We start from the raw sequence: 25,251 nt of genomic DNA, 5'->3' as shown, positions 1-25,251 counted from the left end.
TGCAAAAAGTAAATGTAATAGTATCTTTATAATGCTTCCCATTAGATTTTTTTTCCAAGATTCCGTGTAACAAATACATTATTCTGTTTTCTATGCCTTTATTGCATACTGGCCTGATATTAGCCTGTAGCATTAAAGTATTTGCCACCATAAAACAAGTTCACATGAAAAAAGATCTACGAAACACTCGTAAAACATATCGTCTTATTGCATATGTTTTTGTTCTTTTACTATCCCATTCTTCAGTCTTTTCACAGTCGGGTAATGCGCTATACTTTAACGGCTCCGGCGATTACGTAACACTGCCCTTCACTTTATCAGGCTCTTATACCAAAGAAGCATGGATAAAAGCAGATAATTCCCTCGCAACCGGCAATATTATTTCAGGAACGGATGAGGCCTTTGACGTGGTAAACGGAATACTAACGGTGGCGCATATCTCTCCATCGTATGCACAAGTTGCAGATGGAACCAATACGCCTTTGGATCCCGGCGTTTGGTATCACGTAGCAGTTACCTACAACGCCGCAACCGGCGATATAAAATTATATAAGAACGGAGTAGAAGTAGGAAGCGGAACCCTTCAGGGGTACACGGATGCAGCCAATTACATAGGTGCTTTCCAGGCAGGTTTTTTCTGGGCCGGACAAATGGATGAAGTGCGTATATGGAATACTGTTAGAACTGCTACGCAGATCAACGATTACCAGGATTCTTCTTTGACCGGCGATGAACCCGGCTTGATGGCTTATTACAATTTTAACCAGGGCGTAGGTGGCGCAGATAATACCGCTATCACGTCTTTGCCTGATAGCGCTGATAAATGTTCTCCTTACAATGGTACTTTTAATGGGTTTGCATTGAACGGTAGTATATCCAACTTTGTTTCATCAGGTGTTGTATTAGCCGGTGCCGCAGCCAACATCTATCCGAATATAAGTGTATCCGGTAACTCCTCCTGCATCAATACAGGGGACAATACACCTTCCACTACTGATTCTACCAATTTTGGTGTGTACGTAGCTACACCCATAACAGTGAACTATATCATTTCAAACACAGGTGGTGCTGATCTTACTATCAGCAGTATAACAATAGGCGGTACAGATCCTTCCAGTTTTTCTGTTGTCGGTTCGCCTGTTACCAGCGTCGCTGCCGGTTCATCGGCAGTCTTACAAGTACAGTTTGCTCCTACCGGAAATTTAGGAGTAAAAAATGCACAGGTAATTATTACAAATGATGATGGAGATGAAGGTACGTTCACCTATGCCGTTACAGGAAATTATGCCGGTCCGGGTAAATCATTGGCGATGGATGGTGTAGATGATTATGTGGCGCTTACTGCTCCCATCACAGGTTCCTATACCAAAGAAGCCTGGATCAAACCAAACTTTAATACGGTTATCGGCGGATTTCCGAATATTCTTTCCGGCACCAATACGGCGCTCTTTATTAATAATGGCAAATTGGCTACCGGTCATTTCCCTAATTTCAACCAGCTGACAGATGTAACTCCATTAAACGCAGATACCTGGTATCATGTTGCAGTAACTTACGATTCTGTTACGCAGGAATTGAGATTATATAAGAACGGGGTTTTGATAGGAGATTCTGTTGGCAACAATCCTCCCCAGCAGGAAACAGCACTTGAAATAGGACGTTTCAGCGGCAGCAATTATTTTGGCGGCGTGATAGACGAAGTGCGCATATGGAATACCGTTAGAACACCGGCTGAAATATTGGCGTATAAAGATTCCTCCCTTACCGGCGACGAGCCCTTCCTGCAGGCATACTATGATTTTAAAAATGGGGTAGCCGGCGGCGTTAATACAGGCATTGATACATTATACGATGTAAGCCATAAAGGCTGTACCGGTTACGGCGGTAAGCTGCATAATTTTGATCTGAACAATACCGTTTCCAACTGGATCGCCGATACACCTGTTATTGTACAAAGTGTAAGAGGCTATCCTAATATCAATATAACAGGGAATGCAATTTGTATAGCAGCCGGTGACACTACTACCAGCGTGGTAGACAATACCGATTTTGGTGTAGCGAACGGTGGTACGCTTTCTAAAACCTTTACTATTAAAAATACAGGAGCATCGCCTTTGTTCATTGATTCGGTGCATGTTTCAGGAACCGACAGCAGCAATTTTAGTGTAAGCTCCGGTCCGTTGCTTACCACAATAGCTCCGGGCAATTCCATGTCGCTTACCATTCAGTTCCATTCTACCGATAATTTATACAAAACAGCCCGTGTAACCGTTTATAGCGATGATGCAGATGCAGCTTCGTTCAGCTTTGCAGTAAGCAGCACGGCAGTATTGCCTGTTACCTGGCAATCTTTTACCGGTAAGCTGAATAACGATGTTGCTCAATTAACATGGAAAACAAGTGCAGAGATCAATAACAGCGGGTACGAAGTTTGGCGCTCTGCCGATAATGGTAAGACCTGGCAAAAGATAGGCTTTGTAAATGCCGCTGATGTTTCGTCTGTATATGATTTTGTTGATGAAACGCCTTTGCAGGGTACCAACTTATATCGACTGAAACAGGTAGACAAGGATGGTAACTTTAGCTACAGCAATACCGTAGTATTAACGTATACTTTAAAAGGAGCTGCTGTTACTATTTATCCTAATCCTGTTAAAACAGCGTTGACGATACAGGTAACAAATAATAAACTGTTGAATACATCAATGCGTTTAACTTCCGCTACCGGAAAAACCTTGTCGGTGATCACGTTGACGAATACCAGGCAAACGATCGACCTAAGCAGGTATCCGCAGGGTGTATATTTTATATCCTTCAGCAACGGTATAGCTAAAAAGATCATTAAACAATAACACATTTACTTTATAAGTGAACCTGCCGCTTGACCGGCAGGTTTTTTATTTGATAAATGATACTAAAAAAATTTGGGAGAAATAATTATCCGCTTATCTTTGCACTCCGTTTATAAAAAAGGGAGTTTAGCTCAGTTGGTTTAGAGCATCTGCCTTACAAGCAGAGGGTCGGCGGTTCGACCCCGTCAACTCCCACTCAATATAGATAAGGCTTTCAATAACTGAAAGCCTTTCTTGTTTTTTATAGTTTGCATACAATTTGCATACAAAATTAACGTACAATCTAGCGTTTGAGAAATATTTAAAACAATTCTTGAACATTAACTATCACTAATAATTTTCTTTAACCACTACTTGTCTTTCCCTACGTTTTTATATAGTAGTCTATATTATTTTTTCAATTCATTTAAGTATTATTATTTTTTAGAAAAAAATAATATATTACGCTAATATAAAATAATTCTTAACTTATTATTGACTGCCTTAATGAAAAAATCTTATAGATTTCAAGACTTGTTTTCGGCACTTGATCTTGAACGGCTAATGAAAGAGGTTAATATATTATTAATAAGCGATTTACATTTTGACAAAACAAAATTTGACCCTAAAACCAAAACTAATCTTGCAGATGAAATTAATGCAAAGCTTGTTTCGAGTATAGAAAATTTGGCAAAATCTAATAGTGATTGGCAGCCTGACATTGTTATAGTAGCAGGAGATTTAGTTAATCAAGGGAAAGCGGAAGCTTACGACTACTATTTTAGCTTAATAGAAAAATTGGTGAAATCTTTTCCAGCTTTAAAGAATGCAATTTTCTCTACGCCAGGAAACCATGATATAAATAGAGAAAATATAGTTTCAGCCTATCAATATCTGTATTCTGCAAAGAAAAATAATCCTAAGCTAAAAAATAAAAATTCTTTTACATCAAGTGAAATTGTGAATACCTTATATACGGTTTCACAATTTAACCTTGATGATCCTGATAAAAAGAAATTAAAAAAATTTCTTTCTGATTTCGAAAATGAATACTTCAAAACTTATTTAGAAAAACAGAAAGAATTAGAAACAAAAAAAATTATAAATATTATCGATAAAAAGTTCCCTTATAATGGGTTGAAAACAACATACATTAAAGATGTATTAGGAATTAGAATTGCATCAGTTAATAGCTCCTTTTTCTGCAATTTTAGTGGTCTAAATGATAGAAATAATTTATTTTATATTACTGATGTTGTTTCTAAAGTAGCAAATTTTTTAATTGAATCTCCTTATCCTGTTATTACATTTATGCATCATCCTTATTATTATATGCATGAGTCAGAGTATATCTATCCCATAAATTCTGAAAACAATAATTTTAATAAATTAGCCGAGTGTAGTGACATAATATTATCTGGACATGTTCACGGAGAATTACATGAACCCTCGATAGTGTATCAAAAAGTTTATACTATTACAAATGGAACAACATTTACCAATGATAAAATCGAAGACAAGTGTTTTCCATTTACATATGCCCTAATAAAAGTAAATAAGCAATTGGATAAATTTAAAGTTAAAAAGTATAAATATAATTCAACAACACTTGAATTTGAGGCTATAAAAAATAAAAACCTTTACTATTCTTTTCAAGAAAAAAATAAAAAAAGAAAGACATCTTCTGAGCTAGAAAAAATTAATATAATAAAATATTTATTGAATACTATTTCAAAGCCTAGTGGATTTAGTTTAAATGAATATAGGAATGAAATAATATTAACGCAATTAAAATTATACGCTATTGAAGTTAAAATTCATAAAAGAAATATCTTTTTTTCAAGGTATTTGGGACTGAACTGTTTACGTTTAAATGCCTATAGTAATCCAATTTTAATTGCAAAAATAGATGCAGGCAATATCTCTAATAAAATATTTAATTTTCTAACAAAACTAAACAATGAGAAAATTCGACCTCTTGTTTTTTTTGCAATAAACATAAGCCAAATATCTTCTAATCAAGAAGATTTGCCCAGTAACTTAGATGATTTTATACTGTCATTAAAATCAGCTATATTAAAGAGCAAATATGATCTTTGCCAACTTAACTTTCTCTATTATCAATAATTTACTGTTTCCTAAATATTCCTGTTATGCCTAATGTCGACAACAACAAATATTTTAAATATGCTTTTTTCTCTGCTTTTACCGATATCCCATCATTAGATAATCCCCAGACTTTCTTTAAAGAAATTAAGCAAATATTTAAAAGTTATAAAGAATCACTTGGAAAAATTTCCGCACTATCAAATGAAGCTTTGCAAAAAAACGCACACCCAAGTTCATTAGTTTATGAACCAATTCCTTATTGTTTATTTGGAAATTTTGATCTAGCAATATTTTCGCTTATTGATGATTTTAGTTTTGCTACAAAAAAGTTCAAACCAAATTCTGGGGGAAAAAATTTTAAATATCAAGTAAATACAGGAATAATACCTAATATAGAAATATATAATTCCAAAAATTCAAAATTAGAAATTTTTCAAAATAGAGCTATCCGAGATTTTTTTAACGGGAAGGAGTTTTATCCATTCACCGGTATAACGTCAATTAAATTAAATAATTCGATGTTAATTGGAGTTGGACAAAATTTTATTGAACTTATAAATTTTTATTTAGTATTGTTAATTGATGACTTCATAGAAACAAAGAAACGATCTGAGGCAGGTTTTAAAATGTTTTATATTATAAACGAAAATTTGGGATGGAATGAATTAACGATTTATTTTTTTGGGAATAGTATTTCCGCTATTAATGAGATTTCAATGTTATTAAGAAAAAATAATCTTAGAGAAATTCTTGTTATGTTTGAATCATTAAATTCCAAGTATGATAAAATTAGGATAAAGAAAAAAATAGAGTGTATTCAAAAAGACGTAGCAAATAACTCTTTTCTTGCTTTTTTGATAAATAATAAAAATATAAATGATTTAGATTTCCTAGAATCTCATCCAATAATCACTTCAACAACAACTTTTGGATATCATATTAATAACGTAATTTATAACACTAAAAAAAATATTAAAGTAGAAGGTCGGCTAAGGATTAAGGAAAAAGAACTGTTTTTAAAAGAATGTGATAAGAATTTTATTTTAGTTTCATGGAATATAAAGCCAGGACATGAAGAGAATGCTAATCAAATTATTTTAGGTGCCCTCTCCCCTCAGTTGAGAAAGCGTTTAATTAAACCTTTAAATCTGTATCAAAATATACAGGATGGAAAATTTTCATTTGTTTTTCCAAATGAGCTTATTTCTTTTAGTGAATATTTCCTTTTAATATCTACTATAAACCAGAAATTTCATGCCGGGTTTGTTCAGAATTTTATAAATCATAAAGCTAAACTAAGATTTGAAAATACAATAAAGTATTTTTCTTATGATATTTCAAAGCATTACACTTATGAATTAGAAGAATATAAAATTGATGAAAATAAGTTTAATAAAATAATTGAAAAACTTCGTGTATATCCAATTCCTCACACCATTAAAGGGCAAATGGAAAATTTGATTTTAAACTTTAATGACGCTGTTACCGACCCATTAATGTATAATTATTTTATAGGATTAAAATCGCCTTTATTAATTTTTTTAAAAGAACAATTGTTATATAATGAAACTAATCAAGAAGACATCTCGAATATATCCCCTAAAAATAAAAATATAGAAGGTATAATAAATTATATTTTATATCCTGAGTCAAATTTCTTGGATAAAGAAATTGACGATAAAAATCAAATCATTTCAAGCAATGCTAAGGAATTTATTACATTTATTGAAACATGGAATAAAGCTTATTGGAATAGACATTTTCATGGTTATTATTTTACAGAAATAAATGATTTTAATATTGAACATCACGGAGGAATTCAACAAATTTTATTTTGTTACGATATGATTTATAAAATTATTTCAAAAAGGATTTATGGTGAATTCTCTAAAGATCCTTTTGTTAATGTACGTATAGACCATGTAATAACTTCGACTAAATATAATAATACAATAAACTTTACTCATTTATTTAAACCATCTATTTATGCATGTGAATGTGTGCATGAGGCAGCTAACCACGTAATATCTTTTCTCGTAAAGGATTTAGCTAACCTAAAATATTCATTTTTATTAAACCCAAAGAATATAATTGAAAAAAATACAAAAGAAAAAATTATAAATTTTGAACAAAGTGTAAAGCAATCAATTGGATCAAAAGATGAATTTGAAGTTCAGTTTATTGATGAATATATAGGATTAAATTCAATTAGATATCTTTTTACAGATTTTTTATCTTACAAGCTAGCCTATAATTTTCAGAATAATGAGGATCTAAGCTCTTTGAAAATTTATTACCACACTCATTGGTTTCTTTTTCTTACACGAGCCGATTTATATGTTATGAATAAAGAAAACGGTAGTTGGTATTTTAATGAGGCCGATTTTAAGTTTCTATTTATTAGGTGTAATTTAATGTTCTATCTAATGTGTGAAATTTCGATAAGTGATTTAGAAATATTAAATCAGGATTGTCCTTCTGTTGAGTTAAATATACTTTGGCTTTCATTAAAAAAACCACTTTTAGATTTTGTAATAAGATTAGGAGATTCCCTAAAACAAGAATTTAAACAAATGGGAGAAGAAGGTGATGATGTTTCCTTAGACGAATTTAAAGAACTGATAAAAATTAATATATTAGATAAAGGCTTTACTGATTCAGAAGAAAAAAAGCACTATGAGGATATAATCTCTCTAAATTATAAGTTAATAGAATCTTTTTATGAACATTTTAAATCACGAGTTACCGAAAGTTATTATAATTCGATTATGAGGAAATCAGCAAACGATACAACGTTAGTAAATTCAAAATCCAATATTCAATTCTACAAAAATCATAAACGAGAACTTTTTCTTGATCCTAAAGGAAATATTTTCTCAACATCAGAAAAAAAGAGAAAGGAAATATTAAAAGCTAATATAGAATATTTAAAAAGTATTTGGGATATAGCTATGAAGGCATCGAAAGCATTTTATTTAAAATAAAAAATGTTCACCAGTTTAGTGGTGAACATTTTTATTATAACTATTTGTAGGCATATACATTCCCATTTCAACCATTTCAACTTTTTCTTTTAACCAAGAGTTTAATTTAGATTGGAGGGAAGTCTGCGCAAATAAATAATCTAACATGTTTTTATATTCTTTTGCAAATTTTTTTACAACTCTATAATCAATTTTCCTACTGTTATTTTTTTCTAAATATTCGTAAATAAAATATGCATAATTGGCAACAATATTTTGAAAGTCCTTTTCAAGATGAACATAATCTTCTTCCTTTTCTGACCAAATTTTAAGATCTTTCGATTTTTTTAAAAATTTAGTATACGCCGGATCATTAATGCCAGAAAGTTTTGCAGAAAGTAATATGTTTTTAGATTGTGTCATTATTTTAGGGTTGCAAAGTTAAAAATAAATTTTGGAATTTGAATATATTTTTTTTATAATGCTTAAAAATAAGCAAAACATTTTAATTAATATAAACAAAATATAGACCGGTAAATAGTGGGTAAGTTTATGAGGGCAAAATTCGAAATAGGTGTGTTTACATCAAAATAACGTTATAAACGAGGAAATATTGCTACGATAAGGAAGGAATATCTGAAGATTTATTATATTAACTTTTGTCTCTGAAATAATTAGACCTTAACCAATTTTTTATTTTTTCCCATAATTTATATTGTCGAGGTTTATTTATGAACGAATTTTTTTGCAATGTTATAAGTCTTTCTTGCCTTGTTTTTTCGGCAACTTCATGAAATCCATAGATTGAAATTCCTGATAAATCCCCTTTTCCTATAACTGTAGGAAAAAAGCAATTTTCGTTGCATTTATCATTAAGATTTCTATCAAGAACTCCAGTGACTAAGTGATACATTTGTTGACCAATATCACTAATGCCTGAAGGAGAAACGAATAGTGATATAAACTGAAATACTTCCATTGAAGCTAAATGTGAACTAAAACAAAAAACATTTTCATGAGCGTCTATAATATCCCTTGCGTCTAAGCCAGCCATGTAACTTGGATCATCCATCTTTCCGGATTTTTCCAATACAGCATTTTCAGTTTTATATTGACCTAGGCATTCCAAGCAAGTTCTGCGATATCCTACAATTTGTGTCTTCCAATCAGCACCAATGAGTTTACCATTACGTTTGTTGGTTCTTACAAGTATACCGCCGTCAATGACAGGAATAAGATGGGCATAACCAATAAAATTTAAAACCTGCCGAGGCCAAGGACGGTCTACACAACTAAATAAAATATCACAATCTAATGCCTGCTCATAACCAACTTGTTCACATATGCTATACTCACATTCGGTAATTTCTACTTTAGGTGCTGTAGCACTTTTTTCTATTGCACTTGCTATGACAGTTACTTTGGATTTGCCAATATCGTTTGCAAAGACGTTGGTAAGCCTATCAAGATTTTTTTCTTCAACGCTATCAAAATCGATAAGTATAAATTTTGATATGCCTGTTCTGGCTAATATTTCTGCAACAATACTTCCAACACTACCTAATCCGACTATTCCAATTTTAAGGCGGGATATATCTTCTTGTTTTTTTGTTCCCCAGGCAGAAATTGTGCGTAGCTGTTTTTCTAAATGGAAATTAGGAGGAATTAAATCATCATTAAATGTAATCGATAAGCCCTTACCAATGACACGTACAGTCTCGCACCAATAACGATCATACCTTCTTTTAATTTCTTTATTTTTTAACCAATATCGCGCACTCCATGCCCCATCTGTACCTAAAGTAAGTCCGAGCAGTGGATAACCTGTTGCTGCTAAAGTTGCAGGTGAAAGTCTAGTTTCTGCAACTACATCATCATCACTCATACCTTGCCATCCATCAGAAGGATGTGAATGTAAAAATACCAGTCCTTCTTTCCGTTCTGTCGCAATTATTAATGCCCGTTCAAAATAATTGGGTAAAAAGCCTACATTCCCATGCACATGTCGTTCGCCTTCCAATGGGAATATTATATGTGAAATTATACCAGTTGACCTGTTAACCCCTGTGCTTGGAATATATGTTGCAAAACATAAATCTTCTTGCCCATCTTCACGAATAAGATGGGAATATAGATGTTCATGCAAACTTTGTTTAATAATTACGCTAAATGATTTCATGGTATGGTTGCTAATAGATTTTTTATGTGAGCAAGATAAGTTTTAGCAGTTCTATCTGAAGTATTCCAATGCTTTGTAAATGGTCTGCTCCAATATTGCCAACCCGTGCCTAAAGCACTTGGATGTATAGCTCCAAAGGGATGGGTGCCACCCCCACCTGTTATAGGTAGCAAATGTGGTTTGAAATGTGGTCCAGGAGGCGGATTCATTGGATAGCTATCATCCACTTGAAAAGCAACTATTACTATTTGCCCAATGAATTTGCCAACAGGTATTTCGTATTCTATGCTGACAAAACCAAGTTGTGGCTCCTCGACTTGGTAGCCGAGTGCCAACAACTGATTTACGAAGTCAATCTTTGCCATAAGGTAAATTTTAAGAGACTGGAGTTTCACCTTTAAATACTGAGATATAATGTACGGCCGGGCATTCCATTCTAATAGGTTTATTAGGAGTATCCTTATAAGAAATCTGGCTACCATCTTTATTTACACGAACTAAATAGTAATCCTTAACTGGTAAAATACCAGCAAGTTCTAAGATTTGGTTGGGAGTAAGTTCTTCCTCTTCCGTAGTTTCTGGTTCATTGTCGACAAAATAGTTGAATACGACAGGCGGTTTGCTGACGAAGTGTTCTACTAATCTTTCGATAAGATCGACTTTTTCGTGTGGCCTGATTAATTCAAAATCACATCCTTTCTCTTTAAGGTATAAAGAATAGCACTCCACAGGCAATAATTCTGCAACCCTTAAAATTTCTTCCCCTGTCACGATGTGATGATCAAATACAATTTTTTTGCCGTCAACCCTAATTCTGTATCTTTTGCCGTGAGGTGGCTTTCTGCCATTGATAATGTACTCTTCCACATCAATAATTTCGATGGCGTCTGAAGCGCCAGAATTTTGTTCTATCATTTTAATTAATTATTTTGGTTATACTTATTACTGTTGCTCAGTTACCTTTTTTTGCAGACCTGCAAAAAAACATTCTTCAGCAACAGTTATAATTATGAACTAATACGCTATGGAAAGATTGATTGAAAACTCTATAGATTGGGAGGATGTCATTGTAAGGCTGGAAGCTTTCACCCGGTCTTTTTTAAAAAAACAACATTGGTTTCATGGAGGAGGTATAAATTCTTTTCTGAAAGGTAAAGAAATGAGAGATTATGTCTATGAGGGAATAGGAAGATTTTTAAAAAATCCAGAAAAATACGATTCTTCAAAGGGTGACTTAGTCTCTTATTTGAAATGGAACTTAATACGTTCTTTAGTAAGTAATGATGCTACTTCAGACGAAAATCTAAAAAGCAAGGATATTTTTAGGTACGAGAATGAAGATTGCGATGGAACTCCTTATTTAGATCGTATTCTGCCGTATATTGAACCAATGTTTTCAGATGAATTGGATTATAATTTGATTAAAGAATATATAGAAGAAAAAATAAAAGGAGATAAAATCGTGGAAGAAATCTTTTTAGGCGTTTATTCAGGTGGAATGAAACGCAAAGAGATAATTTCCGAATTCAAAATGACTGAAAATGATTACGACAATGGTAACCGCCGATTGCAGACTGTAATAAGAGAAGCAACGGCTTTTTTTAAAGTTAAATTAATAACGGTATGAAAAAAGAAATAAAAAAAGATAAGACAGAAATTATCTCTCTTATTTTAAGTACCGTAGAAAATGATAGTCACAACAAACAAGCAGCAAGGGAATTCCTGTCATCCGAAAACTTGGGAGTTGATAACATAGTTTCCGACGGACTTAAGAGAATTAAACAAATGCAAATGATGATTGAAGCTGAGAAAACAAAAGATGAAATGAACTCTGCAGATGTTTACAAAAAACAGGCTGAGGAATGGGTTGAAAAACTTTTGAATGAAATTGATTTTTCTTTGCCAAATGTAATAGAGAAAGAGAAGTTAACTGTCAGTTTTAGAAATGTAGAATCTTTGAGTATAGATGACGTGAAAAAAATTCTTATAAAACATTTCACGTTAAAATTCATGAATAAAAAAGAATGAATATAAACAGTTTTGTATATACACCATCTGAAATAGCGGCAAGACAAGTGCTCATAGATTGTGGGATAGAAGATCCAACAGAAATACCTCTGAAAACAATCATTCTCTCAAAAAAGGCTTTTTATGAAGAAGTCCCCCTCGATGGAAAAGAAGGTGAAATTGTTTCAGCAAATGGAAGATCTATTATTTCTATCAACTCCAATATTATATATGAAGGGAAGAAACGTTTTACTGCCGCACATGAACTTGGCCATTTTATTTTGCATCGAAACCTAATACCTGTATTTTCTGATACAGAAGAGGAGTTAATGAATTGGTATCAAGCTGGACCACATGAACAAGAAGCTAATCAGTTTGCTGCAGAATTTCTTATGCCATCACATATTTTTCATAAGGAATGTGAAAAGAGAAAATTTGGCCCAGAAGTAATTGGGTATTTAGCTCAACGATTTGTCGTAAGCAAAACTGCTGCGATATTAAAATTTGTAGCTCGAGGCAACCATCCTGTTTTTATTATTTATTGTAAAGATGGTAAAATGAAATGGTGGAAAAAATCAACCGATTTTTATTCTTTTTGCAATTTCAAGCAAAATGCACCAATCCCTTCTGGCTCTGTGGCTGCAGAAATATTTGCAAAAAAGAAAGCGTATTTAGGAGATGAGGCAAAACAAGAAATTTGGAAGTCAGATTGGTTTGAATTAAAAGAAAATGAAGAAGACTCAAAATTTTTTGAATATTGCTTATATTCACCTACACATAATTATACAATCAGTGTTATTTGGCAACGATAAATTGGTATACTATAAGCAGGTAGAGAGTTTGCTACCTTATTCTTTTTCTGATTTTTTTTAAACATCCTTATGTTTCTTCACCATTTTATATCCGTGTTCTAGGCAACTTCTTATATTATAATTATAATTTCGGACATTTTAAGCATATGCTTCGTAGGCATAGTCTTAAATTATTCTATCATGAAATCATATTCAATACAGCCATGATTTTTATTAATAAAATTGATAGCTTAGTAAAAGGCATTTGCATACAATTTGCATTTTACTTTTAAATATTAGACAATTTTATTTGCATCTTAAATGCGAATAAAATTTTCCGTATACTTCATCTTTTTTCATCTTTTAATTTTATAATTATCTTTATTTTGTATTGATTCTTAATGCATTAAAAGATAAATAAAATGAGTTTATTATCCACAGAATGGTTAGTAAAATGTGCTGGGTTAATTAACGATGATTTTTTGTCATATGATAGCGGCGAAAATAATGATGTTGTTACAGAACTATTAGATAATTTCCCATTTCTCCCCAAAAAGTTTGTAGAACCTTTTTCTGAAGAACTTAATATGAACTTATTGTGCATTGAAAGCCCTCAAGGCAAGAGAAACGTTTTAATTCATTACATTAAGAAATTTGCTGTTTCAGAAAATTTTTTTGATCATAACAGAAAATATATACACGATAATCTGAAAACAAAAGATAAAAAACCAGTTAGGTCTCTATGGCAAATTGAAAATAAATATGCTAGATATATTAAAGCAGCACATATTTTTTTTGATCTTCTTTTTGCTGAAATTCAAATGTGTTGTGTTAAATATAAGATTGATTTCTTTAAAATATGTAACGAAATAAGCTTTCCACTCGATTTAGTTTCAGTTGATACGGCATCACAGTTTTTTTTAGATAATGAAATCACTCCAAAAGTTACTAATCCGGCTATTGGATTATTTTGTTGGTATGTTTCTCAGTCAGGAGTTATTGTGAGAGGTGAAGAAAGCATTGAAGTCTATTGCAAGAAAGTATGTGCGCAATATAAACTAGCTTATAAAGAAAGAGTAAGAACTCATTTTAGTTGTAATAACAACAAGAAAAATTTAGATATAATAATTCAAAATATACTGCCAAGTATTGACTCTAAGAGCAGAAAAAAAATTGAAGACTACTTAGCTTCTTCAAAAAAGTCCGTTTAATTGTACGTACACAAAAACGTACATTGTATCTCTTGCATTGAATTTTGTGTTCACAAACAAAAGCAATGCAAGACATGGTTATTCTTCAAATTTCTCCTACTGAATTAAAAATTCTTATTGAAGAAACAATAAGAGATGTTTTCAAAACTACTCCTACAACTGTCCATGAAGACGATTCATTTTTGACGGTTCAAGAGGCCGCCAATTTTTTGCATTTATCTGTTTCTACTATTTATTCTCTTGTTTCAAAGAAAAAGTTACCCGTAATGAAACGGTCTAAACGATGCTATTTCTCTAAAAAGGAATTGCTTAATTATTTAAAAGACGGGAGAAGGAAAACCACAAAAGAAATGGAGGACGATGGAGTTGTATTCGTTGACAATTTTTTAAAAAATCAAAAAAAATAAATAATCACTTTAAACAAAAAAAAATGGAAAAAAAACTAAAACCAAAATTTGATTTTGAAAAATCAGGAATAGAAATCAATCCTGAGGAAATTAGAAAAGAAGCAAAAAGACTATTGGAATCTTTTGCCTCAAAGCCTCATGGAAAAATTCTTTCATTACTCTTAGAACAAATTGAAGTGGTTAATTTCAGAGAATTAGCTAATATCACTGATGAAAAGGAAAAATTAGGGCAAAAGCATTACTTAATTTGTGTTAATGAGCAAATCATGAAAATTGCCCATCAAAACAATTGGAAATTATGTAAAAGTAATGGGCTTGCTTACTTATATAATAGTGAGTATTGGGATCCTTTAGAAGACGAAGTTCTTGAAGCTTTTCTTGGTAGTGCAGCAGAGAAAATGGGAGTATATAAATTTGATGCAAAATTATATTCTTTTAGAGAAAGGCTTTTAAAGCAATTCTATGCAGTTGCATACTTACCACAACCCAATCATTCAAATAATGAGGTTACAATTAATTTAAAAAATGGCACATATGTAATTGGATTTGATAAGCGTTATCTAAAGCCTCCAGATCCAAATGATTTTTTATGTTATCAGCTTCCTTTTGATTATGATCCCAATGCCAAGGCTCCTTTGTTTGAGAATTATTTAGAAATGGTTCAGCCTGATAAAGCAAGGCAGGATATATTGGCAGAATATTTAGGCTATCTTTTTATTAAACCCCACGTACTAAAACTTGAAAAAGCTTTATTGTTATTTGGTACAGGTGCAAATGGCAAGTCTGTATTTTTTGAAGTAGTTTATTCATTACTAGGAGGAGATAAAAATGTTACAAACTTTTCTCTTCAAGAACTAACAAACGAAAGTGGTAATTATAGAGCTGCTCTTGTTGGTAAAATATTAAACTATGCTAGTGAAATTAATGCAAAGCTTAATAGTAATACTTTTAAGCAATTAGTTTCTGGAGAGCCTGTTTCTGCTAGAAGATTATACGAGCAACCGATTACGATTAGCAATTATGCAAAATTTATTTTCAATTGTAATGAATTGCCAAAAGAAGTAGAACAGTCACATGCTTATTTTAGAAGGTTTTTAATTGTACCATTTGATGTTACAATTCCTGATGATAAACAAGATAAGGAATTGTCAAAGAAAATAATTGAACAAGAACTAGCAGGTGTTTTTAATTGGATATTAAAAGGACTTGACAGATTATTAATTAATAAGAAATTTACTTACAGTAAAGTTGTTGATGAGCATCTTGAGTTATATAAAAAGATGTCAGATAGTGTACAGATGTTTTTAGAGGAAGAAGGTTACCAAAAAAGTACTGAATATTTTATACCTACCAAAACAATATATCAAGGTTATCGTCTTTATTGCCAAGAAGGAGGCTACGTTGCTGTATCACGAAAGAATCTGTGTGAAAGATTACGTAGACTCGAATATATAATTACTAAAAAATCTGATGGATTAGTAGTATACATGCAGAAATAATTTTTCTTTTCTTATTCATTTTGTTCGCATTGTTCATCGATGAACGAAATGAACAATGCGAACATAAAAAATAAAAAATTTTTTATGAATGATTACAGATTTATACTTGAGCCTTATAAAACACCGTCAAGTAGACACACATGTCCAAATTGCGGTAAGAAGAGAGAATTTACATACTACTTAGATACACAAACAGGGGAACTTTTACCTCCTCAATATGGAATGTGTAATCGTAGGGATAAATGTGGATATCACTTAAGTCCGTATAAAGATGGATATAACAAAATAATTTATCAACAAGAAAGAAAAGATATTAGTAAAGGAGCAAAATATAACTTTAAAAAGCCGGTTATTAAAAAGAAAGCTTCATTTATAGATACTAAAGTTTTTCAAAGTAGTTTAAGACAGGATGATTATGAACAAAATAATTTTGTAAATTTTCTCTGTAAAACTTTTGGAGAAGAAACAACAAGCTTATTAATTAGTAAATACTTTATTGGCACTTCAAATTTTTGGAATGGAGCTTGTATATTTTGGCAGGTTGACTTTCACGGAAAAATTAGGACGGGGAAAATAATGTTGTATAATTCTGATAATGGTAAAAGAGTTAAAACTCCTAAAAGTTATATAATGTGGGTACATAAATTACTTGGTGTAGAATCTTTCGAGTTAGAACAGTGTCTGTTTGGAGAACATTTACTTCGTGAAAATTTAACCAGTCCTGTGGCTATTGTCGAAAGTGAAAAGACGGCAATTATTAGTAGTCTTTATTTCCCAGAATTTATTTGGCTTGCAACTGGAAGTATTAATACTCTGAGTTTTCCAAAAGTAAATGTACTAAAAGGAAGAAAAGTACTCTTATTTCCTGATATAAATGCTTATGGCATTTGGAACGAAAAAGCAGAAAAGCTTTCAGAGTTTATAAATATCAGTGTTTCCAATTTACTTGAAACTAAATCTAAAGAACTAGATAACATTAATGGCTTAGATATTGCCGATTTTTTATTAAGATTTAATTATAAAGAGCATTGCCAACAACGTCTAAGTGAAGATAACAAAGTTTCATCAAGTATATCTTTTAAAGAAATTGAGCGTCTGAAAATAGATAATCAATATTTATCCCAACCTTTACCAAAAATAAATGCTCAATTTCCCCAAAAATTAGAAGCTAAATCTTCATTGAAAGAAATTTTAGAATTAGAGACTTTTTTTAAAAATTTTAAAAAAATGCCAAAATCAATAAAATTAGATGTTTGCAGTTTTGTAAATGATATTTCTCATTTCATTAATAGTCATCTTCTAATTATAAAAAATTATCACACTAACCCTAAAATGAAAGCGTATTTAACAAGATTATTGAAGCTTAAAGACATTCTTATACAGAAACCTTAGTCATCTATATCAAAATTGTGACTTATAGTTTTTGATATTGTGTTTTTAACAGTGATTTTTTTTAAATAAATCATTCCACCGATTTCACTTGAGCCTAATCCTTTTCGATTTTTTGATTGCATATATACATAATAAGTGCCTAGAGGTATATTTGCAGAATAACTGCCGTTTCCATCAACGTTAGTAACTATAAAATTATCTTTTAATCTTTCTATATCCATTTTCATTTCAAAAATTTTTGTATCTAAATACGTTGCGCGATACCTACCAGTATAGCAACCATAAAGCAATGCACTGTCAGAAGTTTTATTTACTTGAAGTGAGATTGAATCTGAAACCTGTTTTAGTGAATCGATTTTTTCTTTATTTTTTTTAGCATGTAGTTTATATTCATCGATTAAGCCATCACAGGAAATCTTTAATATTATTAATCTATCATAAATTGAAACAAAATATTTTCCCTTCATTAAACTATCATATGATTTAATATCTATGAAAGTAGCTAATGAACTATCAATTATATATACATCTGCTCCAATATCAGGCTTGTTTCCAAAATTGTCATTAAAAAAATAAGTAACGACACCAGATAAATTGGCAGTTTGACCAAATCCCAAAGATGGAATGAAGAATACAATTATTACTAATAATTTTTTCATGTTAAAGGTTTAGTCCAAATATAGACATTTAGGTCATATATGACCTAAATTTTTCTGTGCTTATAAATCAGCTTCGTAATGTGAAAGAAAATCGTTACGATACTTATCTTAAAGAGCTTGGGGCAAATATTCGAAGAATTCGAAAGGAGAATGGGTTCACGATGGAAGCTCTTGCAAATGAAGCAGAAATTGAATATCGACAATTAGGTAGAATTGAAAGAGGAGAAGTTAATACAACTATAATTTCATTATTAAGAATTGCAGATACTTTGCAAGTGAATCTAAATGAGTTTTTTACTTTTTAATACTTTATTCCAACATTAATTAATTTTCGAATTAAATTTTTAGCGTTTTAATTTAACAGAGGAATATCCAATATTTTAATATTGCAAACCTGAGTAATTTAAGATATATTGCAAAAAAATCCCATGCAATGTTTGAAGCAAGTTCTAAAGAAAGCCTTGGAAATATGGTGAAGGCTCACAGAGAGTCAAAAAAAATTAGTCAAATTGAATTAGCGAAAGAAATAGGTGGTCATGTAAACCGTTCCCATATTGCACATCTTGAACAAGGGCTCCGATTACCTCCAACAGCTATATTAGCTGAAATTTGTCAGAAATTAAATATTCCTGAGCAGTTTTGGAAGCCTTTTACAAGTAAAGAAGCTGTTTTGAGAATGGAGTTTGAATCTTGGTTATCAGAATTAGTAGGAATACCGATTTCATTAACTAATCATGATAAGTCAGTAATTGAGGTTGTCGAAAAATTAGTCAGTGATATTTTCTCAAAAACATTTACCTCAGAACAAGCGTATAGCTTTTTCCAAAGAATATTAGTGTTTTACGACATTCCTCAAATGTCGACTGAATTTTTTGAAAGATATATAACTCCTGATGCATTTAAAGATATTGCTTCATTCCAACAGAGAATAGAGGAATATCAAAAGGATGCAATAAGACTTTTTAGTTCATTCGAAGATGCATATGCTGCACTTAATTCACATAAGAAACTTTCTGAAATTTTATTCCCATTGACAATTAAATCTGATAGTTTATATAGAGAAAGAACAGAATGGACATCTATCATAAATATTCCAGATGAAAAACTTCCTTATTTAGGGTATATAGCCGCAAGCCGGGTTAAAGTTGAAGAATCTGAAAGAAAAGACCTAGCTAATTTTTTAAATCTTCTTGCAGATCAAAAAAGAAAAAATGAACTCTCGTTGAATAATTATAATGAAAAGACTAAAAGAAAATATGATTCATTATTGAGAAAATTTAATTCAAAAATTGAGCATAGTTTATTTTCTCCATTGTTTTCGCCCTCACCTGAGTTTTTAGAAAGAGAAGCAAAATTTATTAAGCCTGAAGGAGGAAATGATTTTGAAGAAATGGAAAAAACACAAATACAAGCGTATGAAAATCTTGCTCATTATTTGAGCGCAGATTTCATGGATGTATATGTTGCTACATCAATGAGAAGCGACGCAGATTTTGTGTCAGTCAATAATTTTACAAAAAACCTGTTTAATAATCCTGATATTAGACCACTAAAATTAAGATATTTTAATCCTACACAATCTTGGATTGAGGATAGAATAGCTAAAGGTTTAGTAGAAGCTTTAATGCTAAAAAGGGCTGATTTTTGTATATATATGGCTCAAAAAGAAGACACATTTGGCAAAGATTCAGAAGCATCAGTGTCTTTAGGACAAGGGAAACCAGTTATTGTATATGTGCCAAAATTAGTTATAATAGAAGAAAAATTAGATTCAGAAGAAATTGGAAAAATGAATAAGGCTGAATTGATTGAAGAAATAAAAAAGTATGATATCGAATTTGCCAATGAAATAGATGAAAATATCGATGATGAATCTTTAATGGGTAAATTATTGACTAGTAAATTGGAAAGTTCTAACACTGAGAATTTATGTATCGCCATAAAAAATCATTGGGCCGATTATGATCTTTATGGGGAAGTTGAAAAAAGAATAGACGATCAAAATAAAAAAACTATTTTTTTAAATTGGATGGACGGGGTTATAAAACGAGATTTAATTACGTCGATTCCAACGGAAATTCATAAGGAATTAGTTAGTATGCTTGTATCTACAACTATTAGATATGAGAAAAGAGCAAAAATCTTTAGAGAAGTTCATCCTTTAGCACTACAAGTAATTCTTAGCACTGGTGTTTTGAATGGAATTCTGGTCGCTCGATCAGTTGATTCATGCGCATTAATTTTAAAAAGTCTTATCATTAATAAAATGGACTTGGAATTAGTTGTGGATTCTAATAATTATAAATTAATTGAAAAGACATCTAGATCTACGATGAGAGTGATTTCAAGACATAAATTATTATCGAATGCATTTTCTGCTTTTTATAGAAAATTTAATTTTAATTAATAGTGCGCTATATCGTTTTTCATTTTAATTATAGCACAAGTATATAATGACTGAAAATAATATAAAAGTTAAACCATTTTTGCGATGGGCTGGAGGGAAAAGGTGGCTTTTAAAAGATCTGCCAAGGCTTTTACCAGAAAAATCATTTAAGAATTTTCATGAGCCATTTTTAGGTGGAGGTGCTATCTTCTTTTTTTTGGAACCTAAAAAAAAATCGTTTCTTTCTGATTTAAACAAAGAATTAATTGAAACTTATCACTCTGTTCAGGACGATATTGAGAATGTAATATCAGATCTTTTAAGTTTTAAAAACACTGAAGAAGATTATTATAAGATTCGGAATAAAAAATTTGTAAAAAGCAGTAGAAAAGCAGCGCAGTTTATTTATCTTAATCAAACTTCTTTTAATGGAATTTACAGAGTAAATTCAAGAGGTCAATACAATGTACCATATGGACATCGAAAAAATTATAGACTTGATATTGAGAACTTAAGGTTGGCAAATATTGCTTTAAAAAATTGTAAAATTGCTTTTGGGGATTTTACAGATACTATCAAAAATGTAAATGCAGGTGATTTAGTTTTTTTAGATCCTCCTTATACAGTTACTCATAATGAAAATGGCTTTGTTAGCTATAATCAAAAATTGTTTTCCCTACAGGATCAATATCGATTGGCAAATACAATAAGCGAAATCAAAGAAATCGGTGCTTATTACATTCTTACCAATGCAGCCCATGAAAAGGTAAGAGAGATTTTTAACAATAAGGATAAAGTTATTGAATTAAAAAGAGCTAGCTCTATAGGTGGGAAAAATGCTACAAGGGGACAATATTCTGAATTGATAATTACAAATACAATTTGATGAAAGAAGAAGCCAAGATAGCGCTATTTAATAAATTGATAATGGAGTCTGATATTGCTAAAGCAATATCAATAAGGAAGTCTGATTTATATAAAGAAAGTTTTCCGAACAATTCTCCATATATAGAAGAAAGAAAAAAACATGGATGGGAAATAGACTCAATTTTAAAAACTGTAACCAGGCTTACAAAACCAAAACCAAACGATGTGTCGTTTGAAGACAAAACCTGGACTTTATTTGCACTGCTTGGATTTAAAATTATGAACAAAGATAGGCATCTTCATTTGCCATATGATAAGTCAAATCCAAGTCTCACTCAACAAATTGATGTTTTTGCTAAAGATGATGAAACTGTATTATTAATAGAATGCAGATCGGCTACTTCAAATAAAATAGGAGATTTTAAGAAGGAATTAGAAGCGATGAAATCAAAGAAACAAGGATTAATAAATTCTGTGCGTGCATTATTCCCTAATTTTTCTCCGAAGTTTAAATACATCTTAGCGACTAGAAATTTATCTATTAGTGATGCAGATAAAGCAAGATTATTATCTATTAAAGGAATTCATTTTTCAGAGGAAATTATTGATTATTATTATTCACTTTTCTCACAGATAGGACTTTCTGCTAGATATCAATTATTGGGATCACTCTTTGCTGGAGAACCGATTCCTGATTTAGACAACATAATTCCAGCTATTGAAGGTAAAATGGGAGGTTATACTTATTATTCATTCTCAATTGAACCAGAAAAATTATTGAAAATCGGTTATATTCTTCATAGAAATAAAGCTAACGAAGATATGATGCCAACTTATCAGAGAATTATCAAAAAAGCTCGTTTAAAAGAAATTCATAACTTCATTGATGAAGAAAAAGGGTTTTTCCCCAATTCAATTATAGTAAATATTCTGTCTGATAGAAATAAGAATATTAAATTTGAAAGAAGTAGCCTTCAGGCTCCCAATTCACTTTCGCGAATAGGAATTTTACACCTTCCCAAAAAATATCAATCTGCTTACATTATTGATGGGCAACATAGGTTATATGGATATTCTAATTCGATGTATAAATCATCAAATACCATCCCTGTAGTTGCTTTTGTTGATTTAGAAAAGACTGAACAAGTTAAAATGTTTATGCAAATAAACGAAAACCAAAAGCCAGTCTCTAAGGATTTAAGAAATACATTAGATTCAGATCTTTTATGGGATTCAGAAAGCTTTTTAGACCAAATGCGAGCTTTGAAATCTAGGATTGCAATAACTCTCGGGGAGTCAAGAAGATCTCCTTTATTTGGCAAAATTTCTATTGGAGAAGACAAAAAAATAATTTCTACACAACAAATTTCAATTGCTTTATCTAAATCTGATTTTTTAGGTAAAGTCAAAAAATTTGAGATTGAAAAAATAGGAACATTTTATGCAGGAGATATAGAAAAGGCATTTACAAAAATTACAGATTTATTAATTAGAACATTTGATTACATCAAAAATCATCTTGAAGAATTATGGGAAAAAGAAAACAATATAATAGTTTTAAATAAAGGTATTTATGGAATAATTTTAATTTTAAACGATATAATCAACTATTTATTTGAAGAAAAAGTTATTAGCGATATCACTTCTACAAAACAAGTTCACGAAGAAACTCAAGTGTACTTAAATACTTTAATCCATTTTTTCAAAGATATATCTGAAGAAAAAGAAAATGAATTAAAAAATGCTTATGGTGCTGGGGGAGATGCTAAATACTGGCGTACGCTTCAAAAGGCAATGAAAGAGATTCATTCTGAAATTAATTATGAGGGATTGGAAGAATTTCTTAAGAAAGAGGATAAGGAAAATAATGAAGAAGCTTTTAAATATATCCGTGAAATTGAATTGTATTTGAAAGCCAGTGTACGAGAAAGGCTTGAAACAGAGTTTGGAAAAGGTTGGTTCAAAAAAGGAGTTCCTATAAAAATCTACACAGATGCAACAACTATTGCTGCTCAAAAAAATAGGGAGATTGAAAATGAGGAGGACGAAAAAGATCCATGGGACTGCCTTCATTTAATAAATTATAGAGATATTATTGTCCAAAATTGGCAGAAAATATTCGAAAAAAATTATACTATACCCGGCGAAGAAAAAATATCAGGAGGAAAGGAGGCAAAAACAAAATGGTTAGTAGAATTGAATAGAATAAGGAATGAAAATGATCATACTTATTATGTAACTTCCGATGAGTTATCCTTTATCGAAAAAATTTATGATTGGTTAATAAAATAATCTGATACTAATTATTTATTAATAGCGTGATTAAGATAATCTATATTTTGAATGCTATTAATGCTTTGATAGCTTCTTTTTTGCTCTCGTCTTCGAACCCGGCTAAATAACTTTGAGTTGTTCTTACATTACTATGACCTAATGCTTCACTTATAAATTCAGTACTAGCTCCGCTTCTTTGAAGGATAGTAGCAAAGCTATGTCTAGCTGCATACGTAGTAACATTTCCATCTATTTCCAATTCTTTAGCTACCTTTTTCATGTTATCATTAATGACATGAGTAAGTTGCTGAATTAAACGTCTCTCATTTTCAGCGTCAAGTTCTTTGTTTAATACTGGAAATACGTAAGTATTATTATCCTTCTTTTTGTTTCCCCATTTATTTATAATAGCTTTTAAATCTTCACTAAGCATTACTCTAATAGGTTCAATTTTTCTTTTTGTTCTTGCAGTTTTTGCTCTTTCATATTCTAATACGTCACCTTTAATATTTTCATATTTGAGTAAACACATATCTTTTACATTAATGCCATTACATAAATACATAAAGAACCAATAGTCTTTTGACATTTGAGCGAACTCTTGCTTCGGCTTATAATAATATATCTTAGCGATATCTTGTAGAGTAAGCGCCTTTTTTATATTGTTTCCTGTAGGTACTTCATATTTTCTTTTTCCAAAGGGATAGTATTCTTGAGTAAGAAAACCTTCTGCAATTACATTATTAAAAAGAGTACGTAAAGAACGCAAATACATACTTACAGTTGTTAAGCTATTGCCTTTTTTTACCATCCATTTTTCATAATTTCTTAGAAATTCGGGTGTTATATCAGCGAATCTTGTTTTAGGAGCAAACTCATTTAAGCTTCTCTGTGAGCATTCATAAGCTACAGCAGTTCCTATTTGTCCGGCTAATCGCAATTCCTTTGCACGTTCTTCAAATGCTAAAAATATTTCATCTTTAGCTGCTCTATTGCTTAGAAATTGTTTTTCAAAGTTGCTCCAAGTAAATACTGATAATTTTTCTATTACTTCAATTGCCTTCTTTTCAAAAGCATCGATTTTAATTTTTAATGATTTCTCACTACTTGTTTGTCTTTTACCAAACATCACTTTTTCGTAATCATCTTTCGTTAGATCAATTGGTGTGGGATAATATTTTTGCCATCTTTCAAATGTAACTCTAACCTTTACCGGGTATGTTCCATTCTTTTTGATTCTTCGTGTATCCAAAAACGTAGCAGTCGTGGCTTTTAACATTAGTGGGAGATTTGTATGCAAACGTAGATAAATTTGCATACAATTTGCATACAAATTCAATAAAAAAGCAAATAATAATAATAAATAAAAACAGAATAAATCTTTTGAAATCCTTTATAGACGTATATTTTATTTGTTGTTATTTATATTTAGTATTTTTTGTTTTGATGTTATTTTATGCCTTACAAGCAGAGGGTCGGCGGTTCGACCCCGTCAACTCCCACCAGTAGCAGAAAGGGTTTCAACGAATTGAAAGTTGAGACCCTTTTTAATTTGCATAAAAACAGCTTCCATTTAAAAATATGCCATATAATATATACTAAGCTTTGATAAAAGGAAACATCTTTCTTTGTATTTAATAACTGATTTTACCTGCCACACCAAACACATACATAAA

20 protein-coding genes and 1 tRNA gene are annotated in these 25,251 nt (G+C 31.0%); 15 read left to right on the top strand and 6 right to left on the bottom strand.

The window, feature by feature from the left end; all coding sequences use genetic code 11:
• Positions 1–164: 164 nt before the first annotated feature.
• The 4 genes from K9M53_RS11945 to K9M53_RS11930 all read left to right on the top strand — a co-directional run bounded on the left by K9M53_RS11945 (position 165) and on the right by K9M53_RS11930 (position 7,924).
• Positions 165–2,852: a LamG-like jellyroll fold domain-containing protein gene (locus K9M53_RS11945; RefSeq protein ID WP_224015150.1), complete on the top strand. Its 2,688-nt coding sequence runs from the start codon at positions 165–167 to the stop codon at positions 2,850–2,852.
• Between the two features lie 120 nt (positions 2,853–2,972).
• Positions 2,973–3,047, top strand: a tRNA-Val gene (locus K9M53_RS11940).
• Between the two features lie 291 nt (positions 3,048–3,338).
• Entirely contained in the window at positions 3,339–4,958 is a 1,620-nt protein-coding gene (locus K9M53_RS11935) for a metallophosphoesterase family protein (protein WP_224015147.1), read from the top strand.
• A 26-nt stretch (positions 4,959–4,984) separates the two neighbouring features.
• Entirely contained in the window at positions 4,985–7,924 is a 2,940-nt protein-coding gene (locus tag K9M53_RS11930; protein ID WP_224015145.1) for a hypothetical protein, read from the top strand.
• Between the two features lie 15 nt (positions 7,925–7,939).
• Here the strand turns inward: K9M53_RS11930 and K9M53_RS11925 are convergent, their stop codons facing one another.
• From K9M53_RS11925 to K9M53_RS11910, 4 genes are all read right to left on the bottom strand, one after another.
• Positions 7,940–8,326: a hypothetical protein gene (locus K9M53_RS11925; protein ID WP_224015144.1), complete on the bottom strand. Its 387-nt coding sequence runs from the start codon at positions 8,324–8,326 to the stop codon at positions 7,940–7,942.
• 229 nt (positions 8,327–8,555) lie between these two features.
• Complete coding sequence (locus K9M53_RS11920; RefSeq protein WP_224015143.1) at positions 8,556–10,082, bottom strand: ThiF family adenylyltransferase; 1,527 nt, start codon at positions 10,080–10,082, stop codon at positions 8,556–8,558.
• Entirely contained in the window at positions 10,079–10,447 is a 369-nt protein-coding gene (locus tag K9M53_RS11915) for an E2/UBC family protein (RefSeq protein ID WP_224015142.1), read from the bottom strand. Before K9M53_RS11915 ends, K9M53_RS11920 begins: the two co-directional genes overlap by 4 nt.
• Before the next feature lie 10 nt (positions 10,448–10,457).
• On the bottom strand, positions 10,458–10,997 hold the full coding sequence (locus tag K9M53_RS11910) for a multiubiquitin domain-containing protein (protein ID WP_224015141.1): 540 nt from the start codon (positions 10,995–10,997) through the stop codon (positions 10,458–10,460).
• A gap of 109 nt (positions 10,998–11,106) precedes the next feature.
• Here K9M53_RS11910 and K9M53_RS11905 point away from each other — a divergent pair, with 109 nt between their 5' ends.
• The 7 genes from K9M53_RS11905 (at position 11,107) to K9M53_RS11875 (ending at position 17,389) form a co-directional block, all read left to right on the top strand.
• The gene (locus tag K9M53_RS11905; protein ID WP_224015140.1) at positions 11,107–11,709 is read left to right on the top strand and encodes a hypothetical protein; all 603 of its coding nucleotides are present in this window, start codon (positions 11,107–11,109) and stop codon (positions 11,707–11,709) included.
• Positions 11,706–12,110 (top strand): hypothetical protein, encoded by a 405-nt coding sequence (locus K9M53_RS11900; RefSeq protein ID WP_224015139.1) that lies wholly within the window; start codon positions 11,706–11,708, stop codon positions 12,108–12,110. The genes K9M53_RS11905 and K9M53_RS11900 overlap by 4 nt, the downstream gene beginning before the upstream one ends.
• The gene (locus K9M53_RS11895; RefSeq protein WP_224015138.1) at positions 12,107–12,901 is read left to right on the top strand and encodes an ImmA/IrrE family metallo-endopeptidase; all 795 of its coding nucleotides are present in this window, start codon (positions 12,107–12,109) and stop codon (positions 12,899–12,901) included. Before K9M53_RS11900 ends, K9M53_RS11895 begins: the two co-directional genes overlap by 4 nt.
• A gap of 401 nt (positions 12,902–13,302) precedes the next feature.
• On the top strand, positions 13,303–14,091 hold the full coding sequence (locus K9M53_RS11890) for a hypothetical protein (RefSeq protein ID WP_224015136.1): 789 nt from the start codon (positions 13,303–13,305) through the stop codon (positions 14,089–14,091).
• 65 nt (positions 14,092–14,156) lie between these two features.
• Complete coding sequence (locus tag K9M53_RS11885; protein WP_224015134.1) at positions 14,157–14,498, top strand: helix-turn-helix domain-containing protein; 342 nt, start codon at positions 14,157–14,159, stop codon at positions 14,496–14,498.
• Positions 14,499–14,521: 23 nt separating this feature from the next.
• A complete protein-coding gene (locus K9M53_RS11880) occupies positions 14,522–15,997 on the top strand; it encodes a DNA primase family protein (protein WP_224015132.1) in 1,476 nt (491 codons plus the stop codon).
• Positions 15,998–16,081: 84 nt separating this feature from the next.
• A complete protein-coding gene (locus K9M53_RS11875; RefSeq protein WP_224015130.1) occupies positions 16,082–17,389 on the top strand; it encodes a DUF6965 family protein in 1,308 nt (435 codons plus the stop codon).
• Here the strand turns inward: K9M53_RS11875 and K9M53_RS11870 are convergent.
• On the bottom strand, positions 17,386–18,048 hold the full coding sequence (locus K9M53_RS11870; RefSeq protein WP_224015128.1) for a hypothetical protein: 663 nt from the start codon (positions 18,046–18,048) through the stop codon (positions 17,386–17,388). The two genes, K9M53_RS11875 and K9M53_RS11870, sit on opposite strands and share 4 nt — an antisense overlap.
• An 80-nt stretch (positions 18,049–18,128) precedes the next feature.
• On the opposite strand from K9M53_RS11870, the gene K9M53_RS11865 reads away from it, so the two are divergent.
• The 4 genes from K9M53_RS11865 (at position 18,129) to K9M53_RS11850 (ending at position 23,593) form a co-directional block, all read left to right on the top strand.
• Positions 18,129–18,353: a helix-turn-helix domain-containing protein gene (locus tag K9M53_RS11865; protein ID WP_224015125.1), complete on the top strand. Its 225-nt coding sequence runs from the start codon at positions 18,129–18,131 to the stop codon at positions 18,351–18,353.
• A gap of 128 nt (positions 18,354–18,481) precedes the next feature.
• Positions 18,482–20,455, top strand: a complete 1,974-nt coding sequence (locus tag K9M53_RS11860; protein ID WP_224015123.1) for a helix-turn-helix domain-containing protein — start codon at positions 18,482–18,484, stop codon at positions 20,453–20,455.
• Positions 20,456–20,501: 46 nt separating this feature from the next.
• A complete protein-coding gene (locus K9M53_RS11855; RefSeq protein WP_224015122.1) occupies positions 20,502–21,320 on the top strand; it encodes a DNA adenine methylase in 819 nt (272 codons plus the stop codon).
• Positions 21,320–23,593 (top strand): DGQHR domain-containing protein, encoded by a 2,274-nt coding sequence (locus tag K9M53_RS11850; protein ID WP_224015121.1) that lies wholly within the window; start codon positions 21,320–21,322, stop codon positions 23,591–23,593. Before K9M53_RS11855 ends, K9M53_RS11850 begins: the two co-directional genes overlap by 1 nt.
• 40 nt (positions 23,594–23,633) lie before the next feature.
• Here K9M53_RS11850 and K9M53_RS11845 read toward each other — a convergent pair whose 3' ends face one another.
• Entirely contained in the window at positions 23,634–24,854 is a 1,221-nt protein-coding gene (locus tag K9M53_RS11845) for a site-specific integrase (RefSeq protein WP_224015120.1), read from the bottom strand.
• Between the last annotated feature and the right edge of the window lie 397 nt (positions 24,855–25,251).

The sequence above is a fragment of the Ferruginibacter albus genome, assembly GCF_020042285.1.
GTDB lineage: Bacteria > Bacteroidota > Bacteroidia > Chitinophagales > Chitinophagaceae > Ferruginibacter > Ferruginibacter albus.
This window is presented reverse-complemented; position numbering and strand designations above follow the sequence as displayed.